We start from the raw sequence: 17,307 nt of genomic DNA, 5'->3' as shown, positions 1-17,307 counted from the left end.
CCCATGGACAGCTTCGCTCGCGACCACTTACCCCCCGCGGCGCTGTGGCCCGCCATCGAGTTCACGACGCCGGAGCTGGACTACCCGGCCAGGCTCAACGCCGCCACCGAGCTCATCGACGTCCCGGTGGCGAGGTTCGGCCCCGACCGCCCCGCGCTGCGCACGCCGGCGGGGGAGACGTGGACCTACGGCGAGCTGCTGACCCGCACCGACCAGGTCGCCCAGGTGCTGACCGAAGAACTCGGTCTCGTTCCAGGGCAACGGGTCCTGCTCCGCTCGCCCAACAACCCGTGGACCGTGGCCGCGTGGCTCGGCGTCCTCAAGGCGGGCGGCGTGGTGGTGACGACCATGGCCGCGTTGAGGGCCCGCGAACTCGCGCCGATCGTCGAACGCACCCGTCCGTCGATCGCGTTGGTGGACCAGCGCTTCACCGAGGACGTCCGGGACCTGCCGTCGCTGACGGTGGTGAACTACGACGACCTCCGGGTGCTCGCCGCGACCAGGCCGGGGCAGTTCACCGCCGTGGACACCGCCGCCGACGACGTGGCGCTGCTGGCGCCCACGTCCGGCAGCACCGGCACCCCGAAGATCACCGCGCACTTCCACCGCGACGTCCTGTCCATCGACAACACCTTCGGCCGGCACATGCTGCGGCTGACCGGGGACGACCTCGTCGCCTGCACCGCCCCGTTCGCCTTCACGTTCGGCCTGGGCATGCTCGTCGTCTTCCCCCTGCGGGCCGGAGCCTGCGCCCTGCTGACCGAGGCCGCCACACCCGCCCAGCTCGCGGATCTGGTGGAACAGCACGGGGTCACGGTGCTCGCCACGGCGCCGACCGCGTACAAGGCGATCCTGCGCGACGGCATCGAGGCGAAGCTCGGCGGTCTGCGGACCGCGGTGTCGGCCGGCGAGCACATCCCCCAGGAGACCTGGCAGCGGCTGCACGACCGGCTCGGGCTGCGGGTGATCGACGGCATCGGTGCCACGGAGTTGTTGCACATCTTCATCTCCGCCGCCGGTGACGACATCCGGCCGGGCTCCACCGGCAAGCCGGTCCCGGGCTACCGCGCCACCGTGCTCGGCCCCGACGGCGAGGAACTAGGCCCCGGCGAGCCGGGACTCCTCGGCGTGATCGGCCCCGTCGGCTGCCGCTACCTCGACGACGAACGGCAGAAGGACTACGTGGTCGGCGGCTGGAACGTCACCGGCGACGTCTTCCACCGCGACGAGGACGGCTACTTCCACTACCACGCCCGCAGCGACCACATGATCGTGTCCTCCGGCTACAACATCGGCGGCCCCGAGGTCGAGGAGGCCATCGACACCCACCCGGACGTGCTGGAGTCCGCCGTCGTCGCCAAGCCCGACGACGAACGCGGCTCGGTCGTCTGCGCCTTCGTGGTGCTGCGCGACGGCGCGCTGGGCGACGAGGCGAAGGCCCGCGAGATCCAGGACCACGTGAAGCGGACGATCGCGCCCTACAAGTACCCGCGCGAGGTGCGGTTCCGCACCTCTTTGCCGCGCAACGCCAGCGGCAAGCTGCAGCGCTTCACACTCCGCAAGATCGTCGAGGACGAGGTACCGGCATGAAGATCGCCGTCGTCGGTGGTGGCCCAGGGGGCCTGTACTTCGCCGCGCTGATGAAGCAGCTCGACCCGTCGCACGACGTCACCGTCTGGGAACGCGACGCGGCCGGCGTGACGTTCGGCTTCGGCGTGGTGTTCTCCGACGAGACGCTCGGCGGGATCGAGAACGCCGACCCGGAGTTCGCCGACGCCATGTCACGCCGGTTCGCCCGGTGGACGGACATCGACATCCACCACCGCGGCGAGAGCCACACCGTGGGCGGGCAGGGGTTCGCCGCGATGAGCCGCAAGGAACTGCTCGGCCTGCTCCAGCGACGGTGCCGCGATCTCGGTGTGGTCGTGCACTTCTCGACGCCCGCGCCCGCCGCGGAGGTCCTGAGTGCGTCACACGACCTCGTGGTCGGCGCGGACGGCGTCAACTCGCTGGTGCGGCAGTCCTTCGCGGACGTCTTCCGGTCCACTGTGGACCCGCGCCGCAACAAGTACATGTGGCTCGGCACGGACCTGGTCTTCGAGGCGTTCCAGTTCTTCATCAAGGACACGCCGTGGGGAACCATGCAGGTCCACGGCTATCCCTACTCCGGCAGCGGTTCCACGTTCATCGTCGAGATGCACGAGGACGTCTGGCGCCGCGCGGGTTTCGACACCGCCCAGGAGTTCGCGCCGGGTGTCTCGGACGAACGCGCCGTGGACCGGATCCGTGAGCTGTTCGCGGAGGAACTGGCCGGGCACGAGGTGTTCGCCAACAACTCGAAGTGGCTCAGCTTCACCACCGTGCGCAACGAGCGCTGGCACCACGGCAACGTGGTCCTCGTGGGCGACGCCGCGCACACCGCGCACTTCTCGATCGGTTCGGGCACGAAGCTCGCGATGGAGGACTCGCTCGCCCTCGCCGCGTGCCTGCACGAACACCGTGACGTCGAGACCGCGCTGACGGCCTACGAGACCGAACGGCGTCCCGTCGTCGAATCCACCCAGCGAGCCGCCCAGGCGTCCCTGGAGTGGTTCGAGAACATCGGCATGTACGCGGACCAGGAGCCGACCCGGTTCTGCTTCAACCTGCTCACGCGCTCGCGCCGGATCACCTACGACAACCTGCGCACCCGTGACCCGGAGTTCGCCGACCGCGTCGACGCCGCTTTCGCCGCCTCCCAGGGACTCCGGACCACCGCTCCGGCGATGTTCCAGCCGTTCCGCCTGGGGCAGCTGGAACTCAAGAACCGCGTGATCGTCTCGGCGATGGACATGTACTCCGCCGTCGACGGCGTGCCGGGCGACTTCCACCTCGTCCACCTGGGGTCGAAGGCCATGGGCGGCGCGGGACTGGTGATGACCGAGATGGTCTGCGTCTCGCCCGAGGGCCGCATCACGCCCGGCTGCACCGGCCTGTGGACCGACGAGCAACAGGACTCCTGGGCCCGGATCGTGGCGTTCGCTCACGAGCGGAGCACCGCCCGCATCGGCCTGCAGCTCGGCCACTCCGGCCGCAAGGGCTCCACCCGCCTGATGTGGGAGGGCATGGACGAGCCGCTGCCCGAGGGGAACTGGGACGTCATCGGCCCTTCTCCGCTGCCGTACGGACCCGGATCGCCGGTGCCGGCCGAGGCGGGCCGCGAGGACCTGGACCGGATCACCGCCGAGTTCGTCGCGGCCGCGGAACGGGGTGCCCGAGCGGGATTCGACCTGCTCGAACTGCACTGCGCGCACGGCTACCTGCTGTCCTCGTTCCTCTCGCCGATCGCCAATCAGCGCACCGATGAGTACGGCGGTTCGCTGGCGAACCGGCTGAGGTTCCCCTTGGAGGTGTTCGACGCCGTCCGCGCCGTGTGGCCGGCCGAGCGCCCGATGATCGTGCGCATCTCCGCGACGGACTGGGTCGACGGCGGCAACACCGAGCACGACGCCGTGGAGATCGCCCGCGCGTTCGTCGCCCACGGCGCGGACGCGATCGACGTCTCCACCGGCCAGGTCACCGCGGACGAGCGCCCCGCGTACGGCCGCAGCTACCAGACGCCGTTCGCGGACCGCATCCGCCACGAGGTCACGGGCGCGGCCGTCATCGCGGTCGGCGCCATCGCCTCGTACGACGACGTCAACTCCATCCTGCTCGCGGGCCGCGCGGACCTGTGCGCGCTCGGCCGCACACACCTCTACGACCCGCACTGGACGCTGCACGCGGCGGCAGAACAGGGCTACCGGGCCGAGTGGCCGGTCCAGTACCGCGCCGGCAGCCGCAAGCCGCCGTCCGCGCGCACCGACGCCGTGCGACCGCGGCTGTCCCTGTTGCGGGCCGACCCGCCCGACCGTACCGTGCACCTGCGCTGGACGCCGCACCAAGAGCATTCGCTTCTCGCATAGGCACTTCAGCGGCGTTCAGGTGAAACTTCATTCGCCTATGTAATGGAATTTCCTGTCAGGTCACATGTTCCGCATTCGCACGTTGGTCTGATGGTGCAGACATCACGTGCACGCGGGTGAGGGGGTTTTTCCCGAACAGAGGACGTCCCTAGCGTCGGCGGTCAGTTCCCGAACGACTCCGCCACCGAAGGGATCATGCTCGTGCGAAGACGTTTGCCGGCGATGGTGCTAGCGGGCGTGCTCGCTGGCAGCACGCTCACCGCCGCAGTACCCGTGGCCGCCCAGCCACCCGTGTCCACTCTCACCAAGTCCGTGCAGGGCGTGTCCGATCCCGCCTCCCACGGAGACGTCGCCTCCTGGGTCGTGTCCTACGCGAACGGTGCCAACGGGCCCGCCTCGATCACCGACCCCATCGGCGCGGGCCAGACCCTGCTGGCCGGCTCGCTGCAGGTACCGCCGGGCTGGACCGGCACCGAGGGCAACCCCGTCACCGCCACGCACCCCGGCGTGCGCAACGGGGGCAAGGCCCTCTCCAGCCTCCTCACGCCACCAGTGCAGGCCAGCGCGAGCTCGACCGGCGGTGACGGGTTCATCCCGATCCTGCACCGCACGCCGGACGGCCGCCTTCAGGCGTGGAACGTCTACCACCACCTGGGTCTCACCGATCCGAAGCTGGTGTGCACCGATCTCGCGACGAGCTCGCTCTGCGCGGGCGGTCCGTGGCCGAAGCCGCTCAACACGGCACCCGGCCCGCTCGGGACGGGGTACACGGGCGACATCTCCAGCCCTCTCGCACCACAGTACGTCCGCGACCCGGCCAACTCCGCCCGCGTGTACTACTCGGCCACCACGGCGTCCTCGATCGGCGTCGGCTGCCTCGACCTCGCCGTGCCGGGCAACTGCGGGTACTGGCCGCTGATGAACCGGACCGGGCAGACGTTCGAGATGGCGGGACTCGTCCAGGTCGGTGGAAACCTGTACGGCGTGGCGAACTCCGGCCACGTGGTGTGCTGGACGACCGCCACGCAGAGCCCGTGCGGCGGCCAGCCCTACGCGCCGGTCGTGCCGTTCACCAACCACGGCGGCTACTACCTCGGCGCGCTGGCCGTCGCCGGAGGGAAGCTGTTCGCGTCGTCGTCGTTGTACGGCAGCGGCGTGCCCATGATGGGCTGCTTCGACCCCGGTACGACGAGCGCGTGCGCGGGCTGGCCGTCCCCGAAGACGCTCGGGCCCGCCGCCAACTACACCTACAACGCCTACACCGCTTACAGCGCGACGGGCCAGGAGACCGGTGCGTGCGCGAGCACGTCGGGCGCCACGAACGTCACGACCTGCTACGCCATCGACGGTTCGCCGCTGGCCGGTGGCCTGGGCGCGCTGGAGAGCCAGACCTGGGTGTTCACCCCGGAGGTGGTGCGCACCGGTGACCGCGTGCGCAGCTACTTCGGCATCTGGAACGGTCCGTACGTGGGCGCGACGATCTGCCACGACTGGACCACCGGGACGACGTGCGCCGGAACGCCTTCGCGCATCACGCATCCGACTGTCAACAACGGCATCACGAGAGATTACGGCTACGCCTACGACGCTCCCACCGGCTGCCTGCTCGGGCTGGGAGACGCGGGCGTGCTGTTCTCGCTGGATCCTGACACGGGGGCGTCGCCGTGCGTACGCAGTGGCGCCTCCGTGTCGCTCAACCCCTCGCAGTTCTACTGTGACGGCAAACCGCACGCCACCACCTACAGCAAGGCACGGCTCGTCGGCGTGACACCGGCGAACGTGAACCTCGGCGCGTCCACCGTGAAGGCCGTGGACGGCGGCGGGAACCCGGTCGGCGTTCCGGGTTTCGCTTCTGACGGCACGGTCGACCTGACCGGTGTCACGGCGTCCTCGCTGACGCTCACGACGTCGCTCGTGCTGAACAACGCCGCGGACTTCGGTGGCGGCAACCAGCCGTCCCTGGCCGTGGAGTTCAACGGTGACGCACCGCAGATGTGCTTCCGCACCACGATCTCCGCGGAGTGCACGGTCACGTCCGTCGCGAACACGGCGAACGGGACCGACGCGACCGGTGGCTTCGCGTCCGGCACGGTGACCCGTCAGGTCGCGCCGGGAACCGCGTGCCTGCCGAACGTGGTGGTGAACAAGGAGATCTGCGGTTCGCACACGCCGGCCAACTGCAAGGCGGGCGGCGCCGGTCCGTGGGTGAAGCAAGCACCCGTGGGCGTCCTCGGCCTGCTGAACGCGACCGCGTACTGGCGGGTCACCGTGACGAACAACGGCCCGATCCCGATCGTCGACGCGTACGTGGTCGACGACGTGGAACCGGCCTGCCAGACCGGGCCGTTCACGTTGCAGCCCGGTGAGTCCAAAGTGGTGCACTGCTCGACCTACGCGTTGCTGTCGCTGTTCCCCTTGACCAACAACGCGAAGGCCAAGTACACACCGGTCAACGGCACCCGGACGTACAGCCAGTGGTCGTCCGCGAAGGCCTGTTCACTGCTCTGCGTGCTGGGCTGAGCGTGAGGTGGAGGAGCATCAGCCGTACTCGGCCAGATAGGTCAGGACGGCCAGCACCCGGCGGTGCTCCTCCACGTTCGCGGCCAGCCCCAGTTTGGCCATGATGCTGCCGACGTGGGTCTCGACGGTGCGTTCCGTCAGCCAGAGCCTCCGCGCGATCGCGACGTTCGTGCAGCCCTCGGCCATCAATGCGAGCACCTCGCGTTCGCGCGGGGTGAGCGCCCCGGTGGTGGGCCGTCCCAGCAGCCGGCCCACCACCTCGGGATCGAGGGCCGACCCGCCGGCGGCGACCCGCGCGATCGACTCCAGGAAGTCGTCGACGTCGAGCACCCGGTCCTTGAGCAGGTACCCGAACGCGCCCTGGCTGACCAGGTCGACGGAGTGCTTCGTCTCCACGTGCTGGGACAGCAGCAGGATGGCCACGCCGGGCTGCGAGACTCGGATCCGGCGGGCGGCCCTCGCACCGTCGTCGGTCAGGTCCGGCGGCATCCGGACGTCCACGACGGCCAGATCGGGCTCGGTCCGCGCCACCACGTCGACGAGGGTCTCGGCGTCGGCGGCACGACCCACGACGTCGTGGCCCGCGTGGGACAGCAGGCTCGCCAGACCCTCCCGGAACAACGCCGAGTCCTCGCCGATCACGATGCGCACGGCAGCACCGCCTGGACCGTCGTGCCGGCACCCGGTCTGCTGTGCAGCCGGAACGTTCCACCGATCGCGGCGACGCGGTCGGCCAGACCGGCCAGCCCCGACCCTCCGCGCGGATCGGCGCCGCCGCACCCGTCGTCCTCCACCCACACGTTCACCTCGTCCGCCCGCTGGGTGACGCGCACGGTGATCGCGCCGGCGTGCGCGTGCTTGGCGGCGTTGGTGATCGCCTCGGCGGCGACGTAGTAGGCGGTGATCGCGATGTCGTCGGTCAGCGGCTCGGCCATGATCTCCAGCGCTACCGGGACCGGCAGCGTGGTCGTGAGCGCGGCGAGTGCGTTGTGCAGGCCGTCGTCGAGGCTGGTAGGGCGCAGGCCGTGCGCGATCTGCCGGAGCTCGGCGATGGCGGTGGCGAGCTCGGCGACACCCTGGTCGAGCAGCGCGTGCACGTCGACGGAGCCGCCGGGCAGCTGCCGTTGCGCCAGCCGCATCGCCATGCCGAGCGACACCAGCCGCTGCTGGGCGCCGTCGTGCAGGTCGCGTTCGAGCCTGTGCCGTTCGGCGTCCCCGGCCTGCACGATGCGGGTCCGGCTGGCCTCCACCTCGCGCAGGGCGGTGGCGAGTTCCCCGCGCAACCGCGCGACCTCGGCCAGGCTCGCGGCGGCGGTGGCGACGACCTCGAGCACGGCCGGTGTGGTGCCGGACGCGGCGAGAACGCCGATCTGCGTGCCGCCGAGGGTGATCGGGACCAGCCCCGTGCCGGACACCGAGGCGCCCTTCGCGTCGATGAAGCCCGTCGAGGAGGGGAGCAGCAGTCCCACCTGGAGAGTCGGATCGCGCAACGCCGTGCGCAGCGTCGCCTCGAGCTCTTCCGGCTGGGCGGACTGGGTGTGCACGCGGTGCCGCAGGTCCTCGACGGCGAGCAGGGCGGCCCTGGTCCGGGGGAAGAGCCGCCGGTCCACCACCCGTTGCAGGCGCCGGCGGACGGGCGTGAGCAGCACGGCGCAGACCGCGGTGGCGCCCGCCGCGGCGACGGGGGAGCCCTGGCCCGCGACGAGGCCGATCGTGAGCGCCGACAGGGCGTACGCGCCGACCAGGACCAGCAGGACGATCGTGTAGCTGATCGTGTCGGCCAGCACGCGGTCCACGTCGTAGAGGTCGTGGCGCAGCATGGCGATGCCGACCGAGCAGAACAGCGCGACGATCGTGACGACGCCGAACACCGTTGCCACGACACCACTTCGCCCGGTCACGACGATCTCGGCCAGGCACACGACCGGGTAGGCGGTCACGGCCAGCCCGGCGAACGCGAGCCACTTCAGCTGCGCCCGCGCCACCCCGGCGGACCGGCGGAACCGCACCGCCAGCGAGACCCCGGCCGCCAGGACCGTCAGGACCAGCCCGATGTTCACGACGTAGCTGAGCACGTGCACCACGTCGGACGGCGGCCCCCACGGCTTCGCGAGCCCCTCCATCGGCTCGGTGAACGGCTCCCTCGGAGCCGCGCCGAATCCCTGCTGCACCAGGCAGAGCACCACGATCAGCGGCGGCAGAGCGGACCACCGCCTGCCTGGCAGCTCGCCGTCGGGGAAGTGCAGCAGCAGCAACGCGACCGCGGCGAGCAGCCACCACCCGCTCTCGTTGAGCAATGCGACCACACGGGAGTCCAGCGGGACCGCACTCGGATCGGCGAGCCACGCGCGGTAGTAGACGTCGCGCGCGGCCAGGAAGACCACGATCGTGCCGACCCAGGCCAGGAGCGGCCCGACGAGGTTGGCACGCACCCGGAAGCCGATCGTCACGCCCAGCGCCGCCATCGCCAGACCGATCGCCGCGAACCCGGCGAAGGCACCTGGGGCCTGGCCCGGCACGCGGACCAGAACCCAGGCGCCGCCCGCCGTCAGCACGGCGGAGACGCCCAGAAGACCCGGTCCTACCTTCATCGCCCCAGGGTAAGGCCGGTGTGACGACATGGCCTCCGTGTCAGCACGGAGACGGGGTACCGGGCCGGCACCGATGTGTCCGGCCCCCCAGGGCCGGTTCCCTGGAGCCACCGGACCGCATCTCACCGAAGGAGCCAGAAACCATGTCCGTCGACATCACCGCGGCGCGCGACACCGCCGCAAGTTCCACTCGGGGCCGCGTGGCCGTCCTCGCGGTCGTCCTGGGCGTCACGTCCGTCGCCGCCGTCGCGGGCGGCCTGCTCTGGCCGGAACCCTCGGGCGGCGGCGAGACCTACTCGTACGCCGACATCGTGGCCGGCCGCGACCTGTGGTGGGGGCTGCTCACCGGCCTCGCGGCCATGCTGGTCCTGAACATCCCGTTGCAGGCGCTGGCCACGATGTTCCTGGTCCGCCGCCGAGGCAGCGACTGGGCCACATGGGGTGCCGCGCTCATGTGGATCGGCACCGGGCTGCAGGGCGCCGGCGGTGCGGGCTGGGCGGCGGCCTACTTCTTCCCGACCGACCCCGCGGTGGGCGCGGCGGCGGGCGAAGCGGTGATCCAGGCGGCCAACAACGACACCGCCCACCTGTTCGCGATGATGATCCCCGGTGCCGTGCTGGTGTTGCTGGGCACCGTGCTGCAGTGCGTGGGCCTGTTCCGCTCGCACGCGGTCCCGAAGTGGGTGCCGATCTGCCTGCTGTTCGTCGCGGTCACGTTCGTGGTCCCCGGCAACGGCCTGGCCGGGCTGCTGACCAGCATCCCGATGGCGGCCGGTGCGATCGGTCTCGGCTACCACGCCTGGCGCGCGGCAGCGTGAGAAGTGCGGCGCATGGGGCGTGTGGTAAATCGGAAGCGGCTGGTGCGAATGGTCGATACGATGCGCGCGCCTCATGGAGTAGATCAGTGGCAGATCACCCCGCTCGGGACGGGGAGGGCGCGGGTTCGATTCCCGCCTCCATGTCCGATCAACCGTGGAGTCCGCCGTGTCCGACCAGATCCGCACTGCTTCGCCGGGGTACGCGACCGGTCAGTTGGCGCGGGCGCTGGCCGCGGCGGTCTCCGCGGGCACCGAGGCGGACCGCGAGCGGGCGCTGCGGAAGTCGCGCCGCTGGGAGGACGTCGTCAGCGGGATGGCCGGCGGCACGCTCGCGGTCGGTTCCCGCACCCCGGTCGCGGACACCCCGGCGTGGGTGACGCTCGAGGTCGCGCACGGTGGCTTCGCGACCGGCAGGTACCTGGCCGAGGTGCCGCTGTCCGAGGACGAGACCGCCCGCGTCGCCTCCCTCCCGGACGAGGTGCCGGGTAGCAACGACCGGGAACGGCTCAACCTGTGGTACCTCGGCGACGCGGGTCAGGCCGAGCTCCTGGACGCCGTGCGCGCCGGGCGGTTCCGGGTCGAGCTGCCGGAGGACGGGGCGCTGCCCGTGGTGGCGTTGCTCCTGGACAAGGGCTTCCCGGAGCAGGCTCTCGACCTGGTCGCCGAGTTGCGGCCGCTGATGCACCGGCTGCGGTTGACGCCGCGCTTCGAACCGGTCGCCCGGCAGTCGGACGCCGCCGTCCGGGTGGCCTCGGTGCAGGATGCCGCCGCGTCCCTGCGGGCCGTGCGGGTGCCTGCGCAGATCGCGCAGATGCGCGCCACGTTGACGGCGTGGGACCCGCTGTACGACCGGCTGGTGGCGTTGTGGTGCCGCACCGTCGACGGTGAGCCACCGCGACTCGGGGAGAACGGATCCGTGCACGGCGGCTGGCCGTGCCGGACGTGGCCCGCGGACTGGGCGGAGGCCAGGGCGCAGTGGCTCGCGGACTTCGCCGAGATGTGCCGCACCGTCGAGCCCTCGGGAAGGCAGACCAACCCGAAGAGCAACTTCGCGGTACTTCGTCGCGCGCTGGAGTCCTGCTCCCACGGCAGCGACGCGCTCACCGCGCGGGAGGTCGGCCGGATCCGCCGTGCCATCGCGAACACGGTGAGCCGCCGGGGCGCCCCGGAGACGGCACAACGCGGCGCGTGGCACGCCGCCCGGACGGCGGCCGTCACGGCGCCGACGAACGCGGCGCTGGCCGATGTGCTCGCGTCCAGGCTCGACCGGTTCCCGTCAGACGGCGGCCTGCCGTCGCTCGACGTCGCGACGGCCGCGGTGTCCGACACCGAGACGACCGCCGAGATTCCTTGCGGCACAACGATGCCGGACGTCCTGGTGCACAAGGCCGCGCGGGCGCTAGAGGCGCCCGCGGACGAGTTGGTGCGCCTCGGGGTGATCACCTCGGGGGAGACGCTGGCGGTCGTGCTGCCGCAACTCACCTCGCGGTTGCTCAGCGCGACGTTCGACGACCCGGTCGTGGCGGGGCTGCACGAGCAGACCTACACGGCGTTCCGGCGCCGCCGCGGCCTGCTGTTGCTCAACCTCGAACACCAGGTGCAGTTCACCGAGCTGCCATGGGTCGAGGCCCTTGCGCCCTGCAGGTCACCCCAGCCGGACAACGCCACAGCCGCACATCGCGCCCTGCGGCAGATCACGATGCTGGCGCTCACCGCGTTCCCACAGGCAGTGCTGCCGAACCCGCTGGTGACCGAGATCAGGACGCTGGCGAAGCAGGCGGAACTGGAGCTGCCGCTCGTGGAGGAGGTGGCCGCGGACATCTTCATGGGCACGTTCACCACCAAGTGGCGCGCCGCCGCCGCGGTGGCCAGCCGTCTGCTGGAGGGCACGCTCTACGCGGACTACTACGACCTGCCCGCGAACTGGTCCAAGCCAGAGCGCACGCTCCTGCGCTGGGGCAAGAAGACCGCCGCGGACTTCACGGAGCTGTGCCGGCGGCGTGCGGGCACGTCCGGTGGCTCCGTCGCGGCCAACGGCATGCTGCTGGAACAGAGTCAGATCCTGACCACGCACAACCTCGCCGTGCTGGTCGATGCCCTGGACCTGACCGACGAGCTGCGCGAACGCGCGCCGGAGCTGGCACGGCGCACGCTCGGCTGGATCGTGCGCAGGCACGCCCAGCGCGCGGACCACCTGCACGCGGCGCTGATCCAGGTGAAGAACACCGCGTACGCGTGGCGGCAGGCCCTGTTCCTGCTCAGCTTCTGCGAACCCGCTGTGCAGACGTCGCAGGCGGAGCGGTGGAGGGACGAGGTTCGCGGCACCCGGCTCGAGCCCGCGGCAACAGGACTGCTGCAAGTGCTCGACGGTCATCGTTTCACTCCCGCCGGAACGATGCGACGAGGCGAAGGCAGGCGGTTCCTCGGCTGGGCCGAGGGAACGAACTCGTTCCTGGACATCGGCTGACCTGATCGATCACTCCACAACGGACTCGGCCGTCCTCGTGGAGGTCTTGTGAAGGTTTCGCCCGAGCCGCCCCTGCCGGTGGCATCCTCGGGTGCATGAGACATGGGGGCAAGGTCCTTGCCGCAACAGCCGTTCTGGCCGGTCTGGTCGCGAGCGGCCCGGCCGTGCAGGCGTCGGAGGATCCCGGCTGCACCGCCGGAGTGCGGTTCACCTCGAACTACACCGAGGCGGCGTCGGGGTTGCGCGTGATGTCCGTCGAAGTCGCCAACTGCGGTGCGGAAGCATTGCAGCTCAACGGTTATCCACAGGTGAGCCTGTCCGACGTGGACCGGCAGCCGCTGGACGTCGAGATCCTCGAAGGCACCGGCGGCATCACGATCCTCGACGGTTTCAACGACCCGCCGCAGCCGATCACCGTGCAGCCGGGGGAGACCGCCGGCAGCGCGTTCGTGTGGCGGAACACCAACACGTCACTGGAACCGCCGCAGGTCGCCAAGCACGTCGAACTGGCAATCGCTCCGGGCGCCGTTCAGCAACCGTTGATCGCCGTGTCGCCGCAGCGGAGCATCCACATCGACCTCGGCAGCACGGGACGGATGGGCGTTCGCGCCTGGTACCGCTAGCGACGTGGACTCCGGACGTTCAGAAGCCGCCGGGATGAAGTGACAGCCAGTCGCTGTGACGGTGTTTCACGGCGTCGCGGTCGACAGCCGTGGGCAGGAGGACGTCGGCGCCCCCGTCGTAGGGGTGGTGGATCCGGTCGAAGGTCAGGCTGGCGATCATCACTCCGGCGGTGAGGTCGTCGGCCACGGCACGGAGCAGGTCGTCCACCAGACCACGTCGCCAGGGCACGCGGCTTGTGTGTAGATGGATGTAGGTGATGAAGTCCGGATCTGTTTCGTCCTCGTCGGTGCGCAACGACGTCCAGTGACACGTGTCAGGATGCCAGCGTGAATGACGCTCGGGCAGCGCCGGAGGCTCAGGGCCGTCCGACCAGGTGGCTGTGACGATCCGGACCTCCTGCCCGCGGAACAGTTCGTCCAGGACCGTGTTGTAGCGGTGGAGCACGATGTCGTACTCGGAACTGTCATCGGGGTAGCGCTTGGATTCGGGCAGGCTGTGGAAGCGCACCCACCGGTCGCGGTAGGCGTGCTTCAAGTTGTCGGCCAGCGGAGGACAATGGGGCCACTGTTGTTGCCACAGCATCGACAGGTCGTCAGACACGTGGTTGTTTCTCCAATGGATCGTGGACCTGTCCAGCCGATGAGGCTTGCTGAGCCTACGCACGGAGTCATCTACGTGCAGTCCATTTCCGCTGCCGCCGATGTTCGCCCGTCAGCAGTATCGGACGTTGCGCGCCTGGCCGGGCTCGACAGCTGATGTGCTACAACACGCACAACCGGCAGGCCTTGGTCGGGAAGTCCTCGTGCGAAAGGACTTCGAGAATCGGACGACCTGGTGTTCGCCCTGAACCCTGCTGACCGCTACGGCCGGATCGCGTTCAACGTGCTTGGTGGGACCTGTTGGCAACGAAACGGTGGCGACGGATGGCCGACCACGAGCGAAACGCGCGCGCCAACGTCAACGACATCAGCGGTGTGGTGCACGGTTCGGCTGTGCAAGCCAGCTGCCGACGCTGGGTGCTGTTCCCAGATGAGGAGGAGGACGTTAGAAGGCGGAGGTTTCGATGATGGCGAGCGCGTCTCGGCTCAACTGGGCCGACTCGTCATCGTGAAGTTCTTCGTAGACAGCAATGCTCTTGCGCGCTTCATCGGCTGCAAATCGCCACTGAGCGGCTGTCAACCTGATGGAGATGATCTGGTTCATGGGCGGCCAATCCCCGTTCACCCACGGGACCTGGTCCCAGCCCGCCTGCCGGATGGTCTGCCCGATGTACATGGCCTGCTCGTCGCCGTCCTCAGCGGCAAGAGACACGACGTTGTCGACTCCGGCATCGATGCCGGCCCAGACTCGTGCGGGCATCTGCAACGTCACTGGTTCGTCCAAGAGACCGTCCATGTGCGGCATCCTTCATCTGAGCAGATCACCGTTCAAGATCTGCAGACTGGCGGGACACGTGGAGACGCTAGGAAGCCGCTGATCGCCTGTCGGCGGCATGAGAGCAAGTCAAGCCGTTGGTTCGGCGGTTCGGCGTGCTCGTGCCAGAGCGTCAGTCCATGCGTTGGTGTACTCATCTGCCATGACCCAGCGCAGGCTGTGGAACAGTTGTCCGCCGTTGCACTCCGCGAGGTACACCCGATCTTCTCGGCGCCAGATCAGGATGCCCCAGCCTTGGTCGAGGTCCGTGTACGGCTGCAGAGTGTTGCCAAGAGGGATGTTTTCCACAGTCCACCTACGAAGATCCTGGTCGACGTCGTCCCACCAGGGGAAGCTGGCGATCTCCTGGCCTTGGTCATCGGTGAACCGCAGCGCGGTACTGCTGCTGCTGCTGCTCTGAAACAGCTCGATCTTGAATCCGTCAACACGCGTGAAGAGTTCGAGATTGCTCTCCGCAACCACCTCCTCGATGCTCAGTTCGAACATCGGACACCTCCAGTTCGATCGAGCCGCATCCTCCTGCACCGGAGTCATCCTCCGCCACCGCGACCGAGGTCGTATCTACGCTCGGATCGCCAAGGCAGCACGGCTTCGGATGCGACCTGGTTCGGTGACAGTGGCTGGTGCGATGTCCGGCGACTTGCTGCGAGCGCGCTCACCTGCCTGACAGGGTGAATGCTCTCAGCCCAGCGCCAGAAGGGACGTGGGCAGTTGTCACCGCTCACTGGCCATAGGAGAAGCGAAGCTCAGCCAACAGCAGTTGGTTGAGCCGTCGCCGAAGGCGTCCGGTCTTGCTCTGATCGGAGGCTTCTTCGTGGTGAGCAAGATGAATCTCAAGCAAGCTGCTCCGTCGCGTCCTCCACGTCCGCCCGGCCGGTCTCCGAGCTTGTGCCTCGGTGGAGTCGACGGCTCGACCGAGCAGTCAGCTCCGCGGTCCCTCGATGCGGTGGAGTTGAGGGTGTTTGGCCGTGCGCTGGTCCCCGGAAGACTGGCCGCGCAGGCGCCTGCCGAGCCAAGGGCCGAGAAAGGTAGCTGCCCAACGCAGTTCAGCGGTGGCGCGCCATTGCGTTGACAGCGGGACGGGCAACGGTGGCGGGGACTCGTTCCAGGAATCGTTGCTGCCTGGAACCTGCAGGGCGTGCGCGACCGCGGCGGCGATCAGTTGATGGCCCAAGGGGCTGCAGTGCAACCGATCCTCGCTCCAGAAGCGACGGTCGGCGACGGAGGGGTGCCGAGCGATCTCCGCGACTGCGACTCCGTGCCGGGCGGCCGCGGCACGGATCCGGTCGTTGATGTCGAGGATGCGGGAGCGAACCGGTCGGGCGAGCGGGATGATCCTGGTGAGGTCGGGAAAGGTCACGGTCGCCACGCGGGCTCCGGAGTCGGTGAGTGCGGCGAACATCGCTTCCAGGTGATCGACCACCGTGGCGGGTTCGACTCGAAGCCGGAGCAGATCGTTGACCCCTGCGACAACGGTGGCCACGTCGGGACGCAGTGCGAGAGCCGGCCCCAGTTGCTCGGATCGGACTTCGCCCGCGCGGCGGCCACGGACGGCGAGGTTGGCGTACTGGAGATCGGGACTGTCGACGGCGAGGTGTTCGGCGAGCCGGTCAGCCCATCCCCGGAGGCCCACGACGTCGTCACCGTCACCGACGCCTTCCGTTTGGCTGTCGCCCAAGGCGACGTAGCGCAGGTACTTGCCGCTCCGAACGGGTTCCGGGACACCGTCCTCCCGCGGCCTCATCGGTTGGCCAGGGCCAAGCCGTCGATGACGACGACCAGGCCGGCACGTGCCGCAGTGCTGGTTCCCGCGGTGCCGCAGAACCGGATGGCGAGAACGCTGTCCCGCACCGCGGTTCGGACCTGTTCAGTGACTGGCACGTCGGCCTCCTAGTCAGAATGATGACTAATCATAACCATGGGTATCATGAGCCTGCCCCATGTCGACGACGAGGAGATGCGCCGATGAGCCTGCGGCATGCCGTGCTCGCGGCGTTGTTGTCCGGCGAGTACAGCGGCTACCAGTTGACCAAGGCGTTCGACGTGGGTGTCGCCAACTTCTGGTACGCCCGGCCGCAACAGCTCTACCTGGAGCTGTCCAAGCTCGAGAGCGACGGGTTGATCAGCGGCCGGGAGGTGGTCCAGGAGACCCGTCCCAACAAGCGGCTGTTCATGGTCACCGACGCCGGCCTCGCCGAACTGGAGCGCTTCGCCGCCGCCGTGAGCAAGCCGTCGTTCATCCGTGACGACCTGCTGGTCAAGGTCCAAGCCGTCGACCACGTCGACGTGGCACCGGTGATCGCGCAACTGGATCAACGAGCCGCGGCAGCCGCAGCCAAGGTGGAGATCCTCGACAAGATCCTGCGGCGTTTCCGCGGGGATCTCGACGAGGAGACCTACCTGCGCCACGGGTCTCCGATCGGGCCCTACTTGACGTGCTTGCGCGGCCGGCAGTTCGAGCAGGAACACCACGACTGGTCCGTGCGGGCGGCCGCACTCCTGCGTGATCGGGCAACCCGGAACGGTGATCCGCCGCCTGTCTCGGGTCAATCCCGGTAGCGCTGTCGACCGGCATCCGTTTCGAACTGCTGTGGCTGGGTGAGCGCACACCGCTGTGCGGGACGTCCGCTCATCGCCGCATGTGCGGACCGCCGCAGAAAGTCGCGCTGCGGCTGGACGAGGGCGAGGTCGGGCTGTGGGAGCTCGGCGCGGGCCGGGCGACCGCCGGGCCGATCGCGTTGGTGTTTCGCGGTGACGTCCGCGCACGGGTTACCGCAGGGGAGGTCGCCCTTGTTGGAACTGACGATCCAGGAGAACCACTCGGTCGGCCTCGTGGAGTCCTCGCCCCACTCGCTGCGTCGGGGATGGCCGGTTGGCGGTGCGAGCGGGCGGCCACGGCTTTGATCTTG

Annotated in this window: 14 protein-coding genes and 1 tRNA gene; 8 read left to right on the top strand and 7 right to left on the bottom strand. The window is 69.5% G+C overall.

Annotation, left to right across the window (positions count from 1 at the left end):
- Positions 1-3 precede the first annotated feature (3 nt).
- The 3 genes from LX88_RS22760 (at position 4) to LX88_RS22750 (ending at position 6,464) form a co-directional block, all read left to right on the top strand.
- Entirely contained in the window at positions 4-1,590 is a 1,587-nt protein-coding gene (locus LX88_RS22760) for an AMP-binding protein (protein ID WP_258949826.1), read from the top strand.
- Positions 1,587-3,944 carry a bifunctional salicylyl-CoA 5-hydroxylase/oxidoreductase gene (locus tag LX88_RS22755; RefSeq protein WP_258949825.1) on the top strand — a complete coding sequence of 786 codons (2,358 nt, stop codon included), beginning with the start codon at positions 1,587-1,589 and terminating at the stop codon, positions 3,942-3,944. The genes LX88_RS22760 and LX88_RS22755 overlap by 4 nt, the downstream gene beginning before the upstream one ends.
- A 201-nt stretch (positions 3,945-4,145) precedes the next feature.
- Positions 4,146-6,464, top strand: a complete 2,319-nt coding sequence (locus tag LX88_RS22750) for a DUF7617 domain-containing protein (protein ID WP_258949824.1) — start codon at positions 4,146-4,148, stop codon at positions 6,462-6,464.
- Positions 6,465-6,482: 18 nt separating this feature from the next.
- Here the strand turns inward: LX88_RS22750 and LX88_RS22745 are convergent, their stop codons facing one another.
- Positions 6,483-7,115 (bottom strand): response regulator transcription factor, encoded by a 633-nt coding sequence (locus LX88_RS22745; protein WP_258949823.1) that lies wholly within the window; start codon positions 7,113-7,115, stop codon positions 6,483-6,485.
- Positions 7,103-9,055, bottom strand: a complete 1,953-nt coding sequence (locus LX88_RS22740; protein ID WP_258949822.1) for a sensor histidine kinase — start codon at positions 9,053-9,055, stop codon at positions 7,103-7,105. Before LX88_RS22740 ends, LX88_RS22745 begins: the two co-directional genes overlap by 13 nt.
- A gap of 143 nt (positions 9,056-9,198) precedes the next feature.
- Between LX88_RS22740 and LX88_RS22735 the strand changes: the two genes are divergently transcribed.
- The 4 genes from LX88_RS22735 to LX88_RS22720 all read left to right on the top strand — a co-directional run bounded on the left by LX88_RS22735 (position 9,199) and on the right by LX88_RS22720 (position 12,963).
- A complete protein-coding gene (locus LX88_RS22735; RefSeq protein WP_258949821.1) occupies positions 9,199-9,873 on the top strand; it encodes a hypothetical protein in 675 nt (224 codons plus the stop codon).
- A 72-nt stretch (positions 9,874-9,945) separates the two neighbouring features.
- A tRNA-Pro gene (locus tag LX88_RS22730) sits at positions 9,946-10,017 on the top strand.
- A gap of 22 nt (positions 10,018-10,039) precedes the next feature.
- Positions 10,040-12,340, top strand: a complete 2,301-nt coding sequence (locus LX88_RS22725; RefSeq protein ID WP_258949820.1) for a hypothetical protein — start codon at positions 10,040-10,042, stop codon at positions 12,338-12,340.
- A 95-nt stretch (positions 12,341-12,435) separates the two neighbouring features.
- Positions 12,436-12,963, top strand: a complete 528-nt coding sequence (locus LX88_RS22720; RefSeq protein ID WP_258949819.1) for a DUF4232 domain-containing protein — start codon at positions 12,436-12,438, stop codon at positions 12,961-12,963.
- Between the two features lie 19 nt (positions 12,964-12,982).
- On the opposite strand, the gene LX88_RS22715 is transcribed toward LX88_RS22720, so the two are convergent.
- The 5 genes from LX88_RS22715 to LX88_RS22695 all read right to left on the bottom strand — a co-directional run bounded on the left by LX88_RS22715 (position 12,983) and on the right by LX88_RS22695 (position 16,279).
- Positions 12,983-13,564, bottom strand: a complete 582-nt coding sequence (locus tag LX88_RS22715; protein WP_258949818.1) for a DUF3885 domain-containing protein — start codon at positions 13,562-13,564, stop codon at positions 12,983-12,985.
- A 444-nt stretch (positions 13,565-14,008) separates the two neighbouring features.
- On the bottom strand, positions 14,009-14,359 hold the full coding sequence (locus LX88_RS22710; protein ID WP_258949817.1) for a hypothetical protein: 351 nt from the start codon (positions 14,357-14,359) through the stop codon (positions 14,009-14,011).
- A gap of 108 nt (positions 14,360-14,467) precedes the next feature.
- Positions 14,468-14,884, bottom strand: a complete 417-nt coding sequence (locus tag LX88_RS22705) for a hypothetical protein (protein ID WP_258949816.1) — start codon at positions 14,882-14,884, stop codon at positions 14,468-14,470.
- 436 nt (positions 14,885-15,320) lie between these two features.
- On the bottom strand, positions 15,321-16,142 hold the full coding sequence (locus LX88_RS22700; protein WP_258949815.1) for an SGNH/GDSL hydrolase family protein: 822 nt from the start codon (positions 16,140-16,142) through the stop codon (positions 15,321-15,323).
- The gene (locus LX88_RS22695) at positions 16,139-16,279 is read right to left on the bottom strand and encodes a hypothetical protein (protein WP_258949814.1); all 141 of its coding nucleotides are present in this window, start codon (positions 16,277-16,279) and stop codon (positions 16,139-16,141) included. Before LX88_RS22695 ends, LX88_RS22700 begins: the two co-directional genes overlap by 4 nt.
- An 84-nt stretch (positions 16,280-16,363) precedes the next feature.
- Here LX88_RS22695 and LX88_RS22690 point away from each other — a divergent pair, with 84 nt between their 5' ends.
- Positions 16,364-16,957, top strand: a complete 594-nt coding sequence (locus LX88_RS22690; protein ID WP_258949813.1) for a PadR family transcriptional regulator — start codon at positions 16,364-16,366, stop codon at positions 16,955-16,957.
- Positions 16,958-17,307 lie beyond the last annotated feature (350 nt).

The organism is Lentzea californiensis, assembly GCF_024648825.1.
Taxonomy (GTDB): Bacteria; Actinomycetota; Actinomycetes; order Mycobacteriales; family Pseudonocardiaceae; genus Lentzea; species Lentzea californiensis.
Note: the sequence above shows the minus strand (reverse complement) of the source record. Positions and strands in the feature narration are given on the sequence as shown.

Bases quoted from the DNA above. Each gene is read 5' to 3' on its own strand.
- LX88_RS22760 (WP_258949826.1), top strand. From the start codon at position 4: ATGGACAGCTTCGCTCGCGACCACTTACCCCCCGCGGCGCTGTGGCCC.
- LX88_RS22755 (WP_258949825.1), top strand. From the start codon at position 1,587: ATGAAGATCGCCGTCGTCGGTGGTGGCCCAGGGGGCCTGTACTTCGCC.
- LX88_RS22740 (WP_258949822.1), bottom strand. From the start codon at position 9,055: ATGAAGGTAGGACCGGGTCTTCTGGGCGTCTCCGCCGTGCTGACGGCG.
- LX88_RS22735 (WP_258949821.1), top strand. From the start codon at position 9,199: ATGTCCGTCGACATCACCGCGGCGCGCGACACCGCCGCAAGTTCCACT.
- LX88_RS22720 (WP_258949819.1), top strand. From the start codon at position 12,436: ATGAGACATGGGGGCAAGGTCCTTGCCGCAACAGCCGTTCTGGCCGGT.
- LX88_RS22710 (WP_258949817.1), bottom strand. From the start codon at position 14,359: ATGGACGGTCTCTTGGACGAACCAGTGACGTTGCAGATGCCCGCACGA.
- LX88_RS22705 (WP_258949816.1), bottom strand. From the start codon at position 14,884: ATGTTCGAACTGAGCATCGAGGAGGTGGTTGCGGAGAGCAATCTCGAA.
- LX88_RS22700 (WP_258949815.1), bottom strand. From the start codon at position 16,142: ATGAGGCCGCGGGAGGACGGTGTCCCGGAACCCGTTCGGAGCGGCAAG.
- LX88_RS22690 (WP_258949813.1), top strand. From the start codon at position 16,364: ATGAGCCTGCGGCATGCCGTGCTCGCGGCGTTGTTGTCCGGCGAGTAC.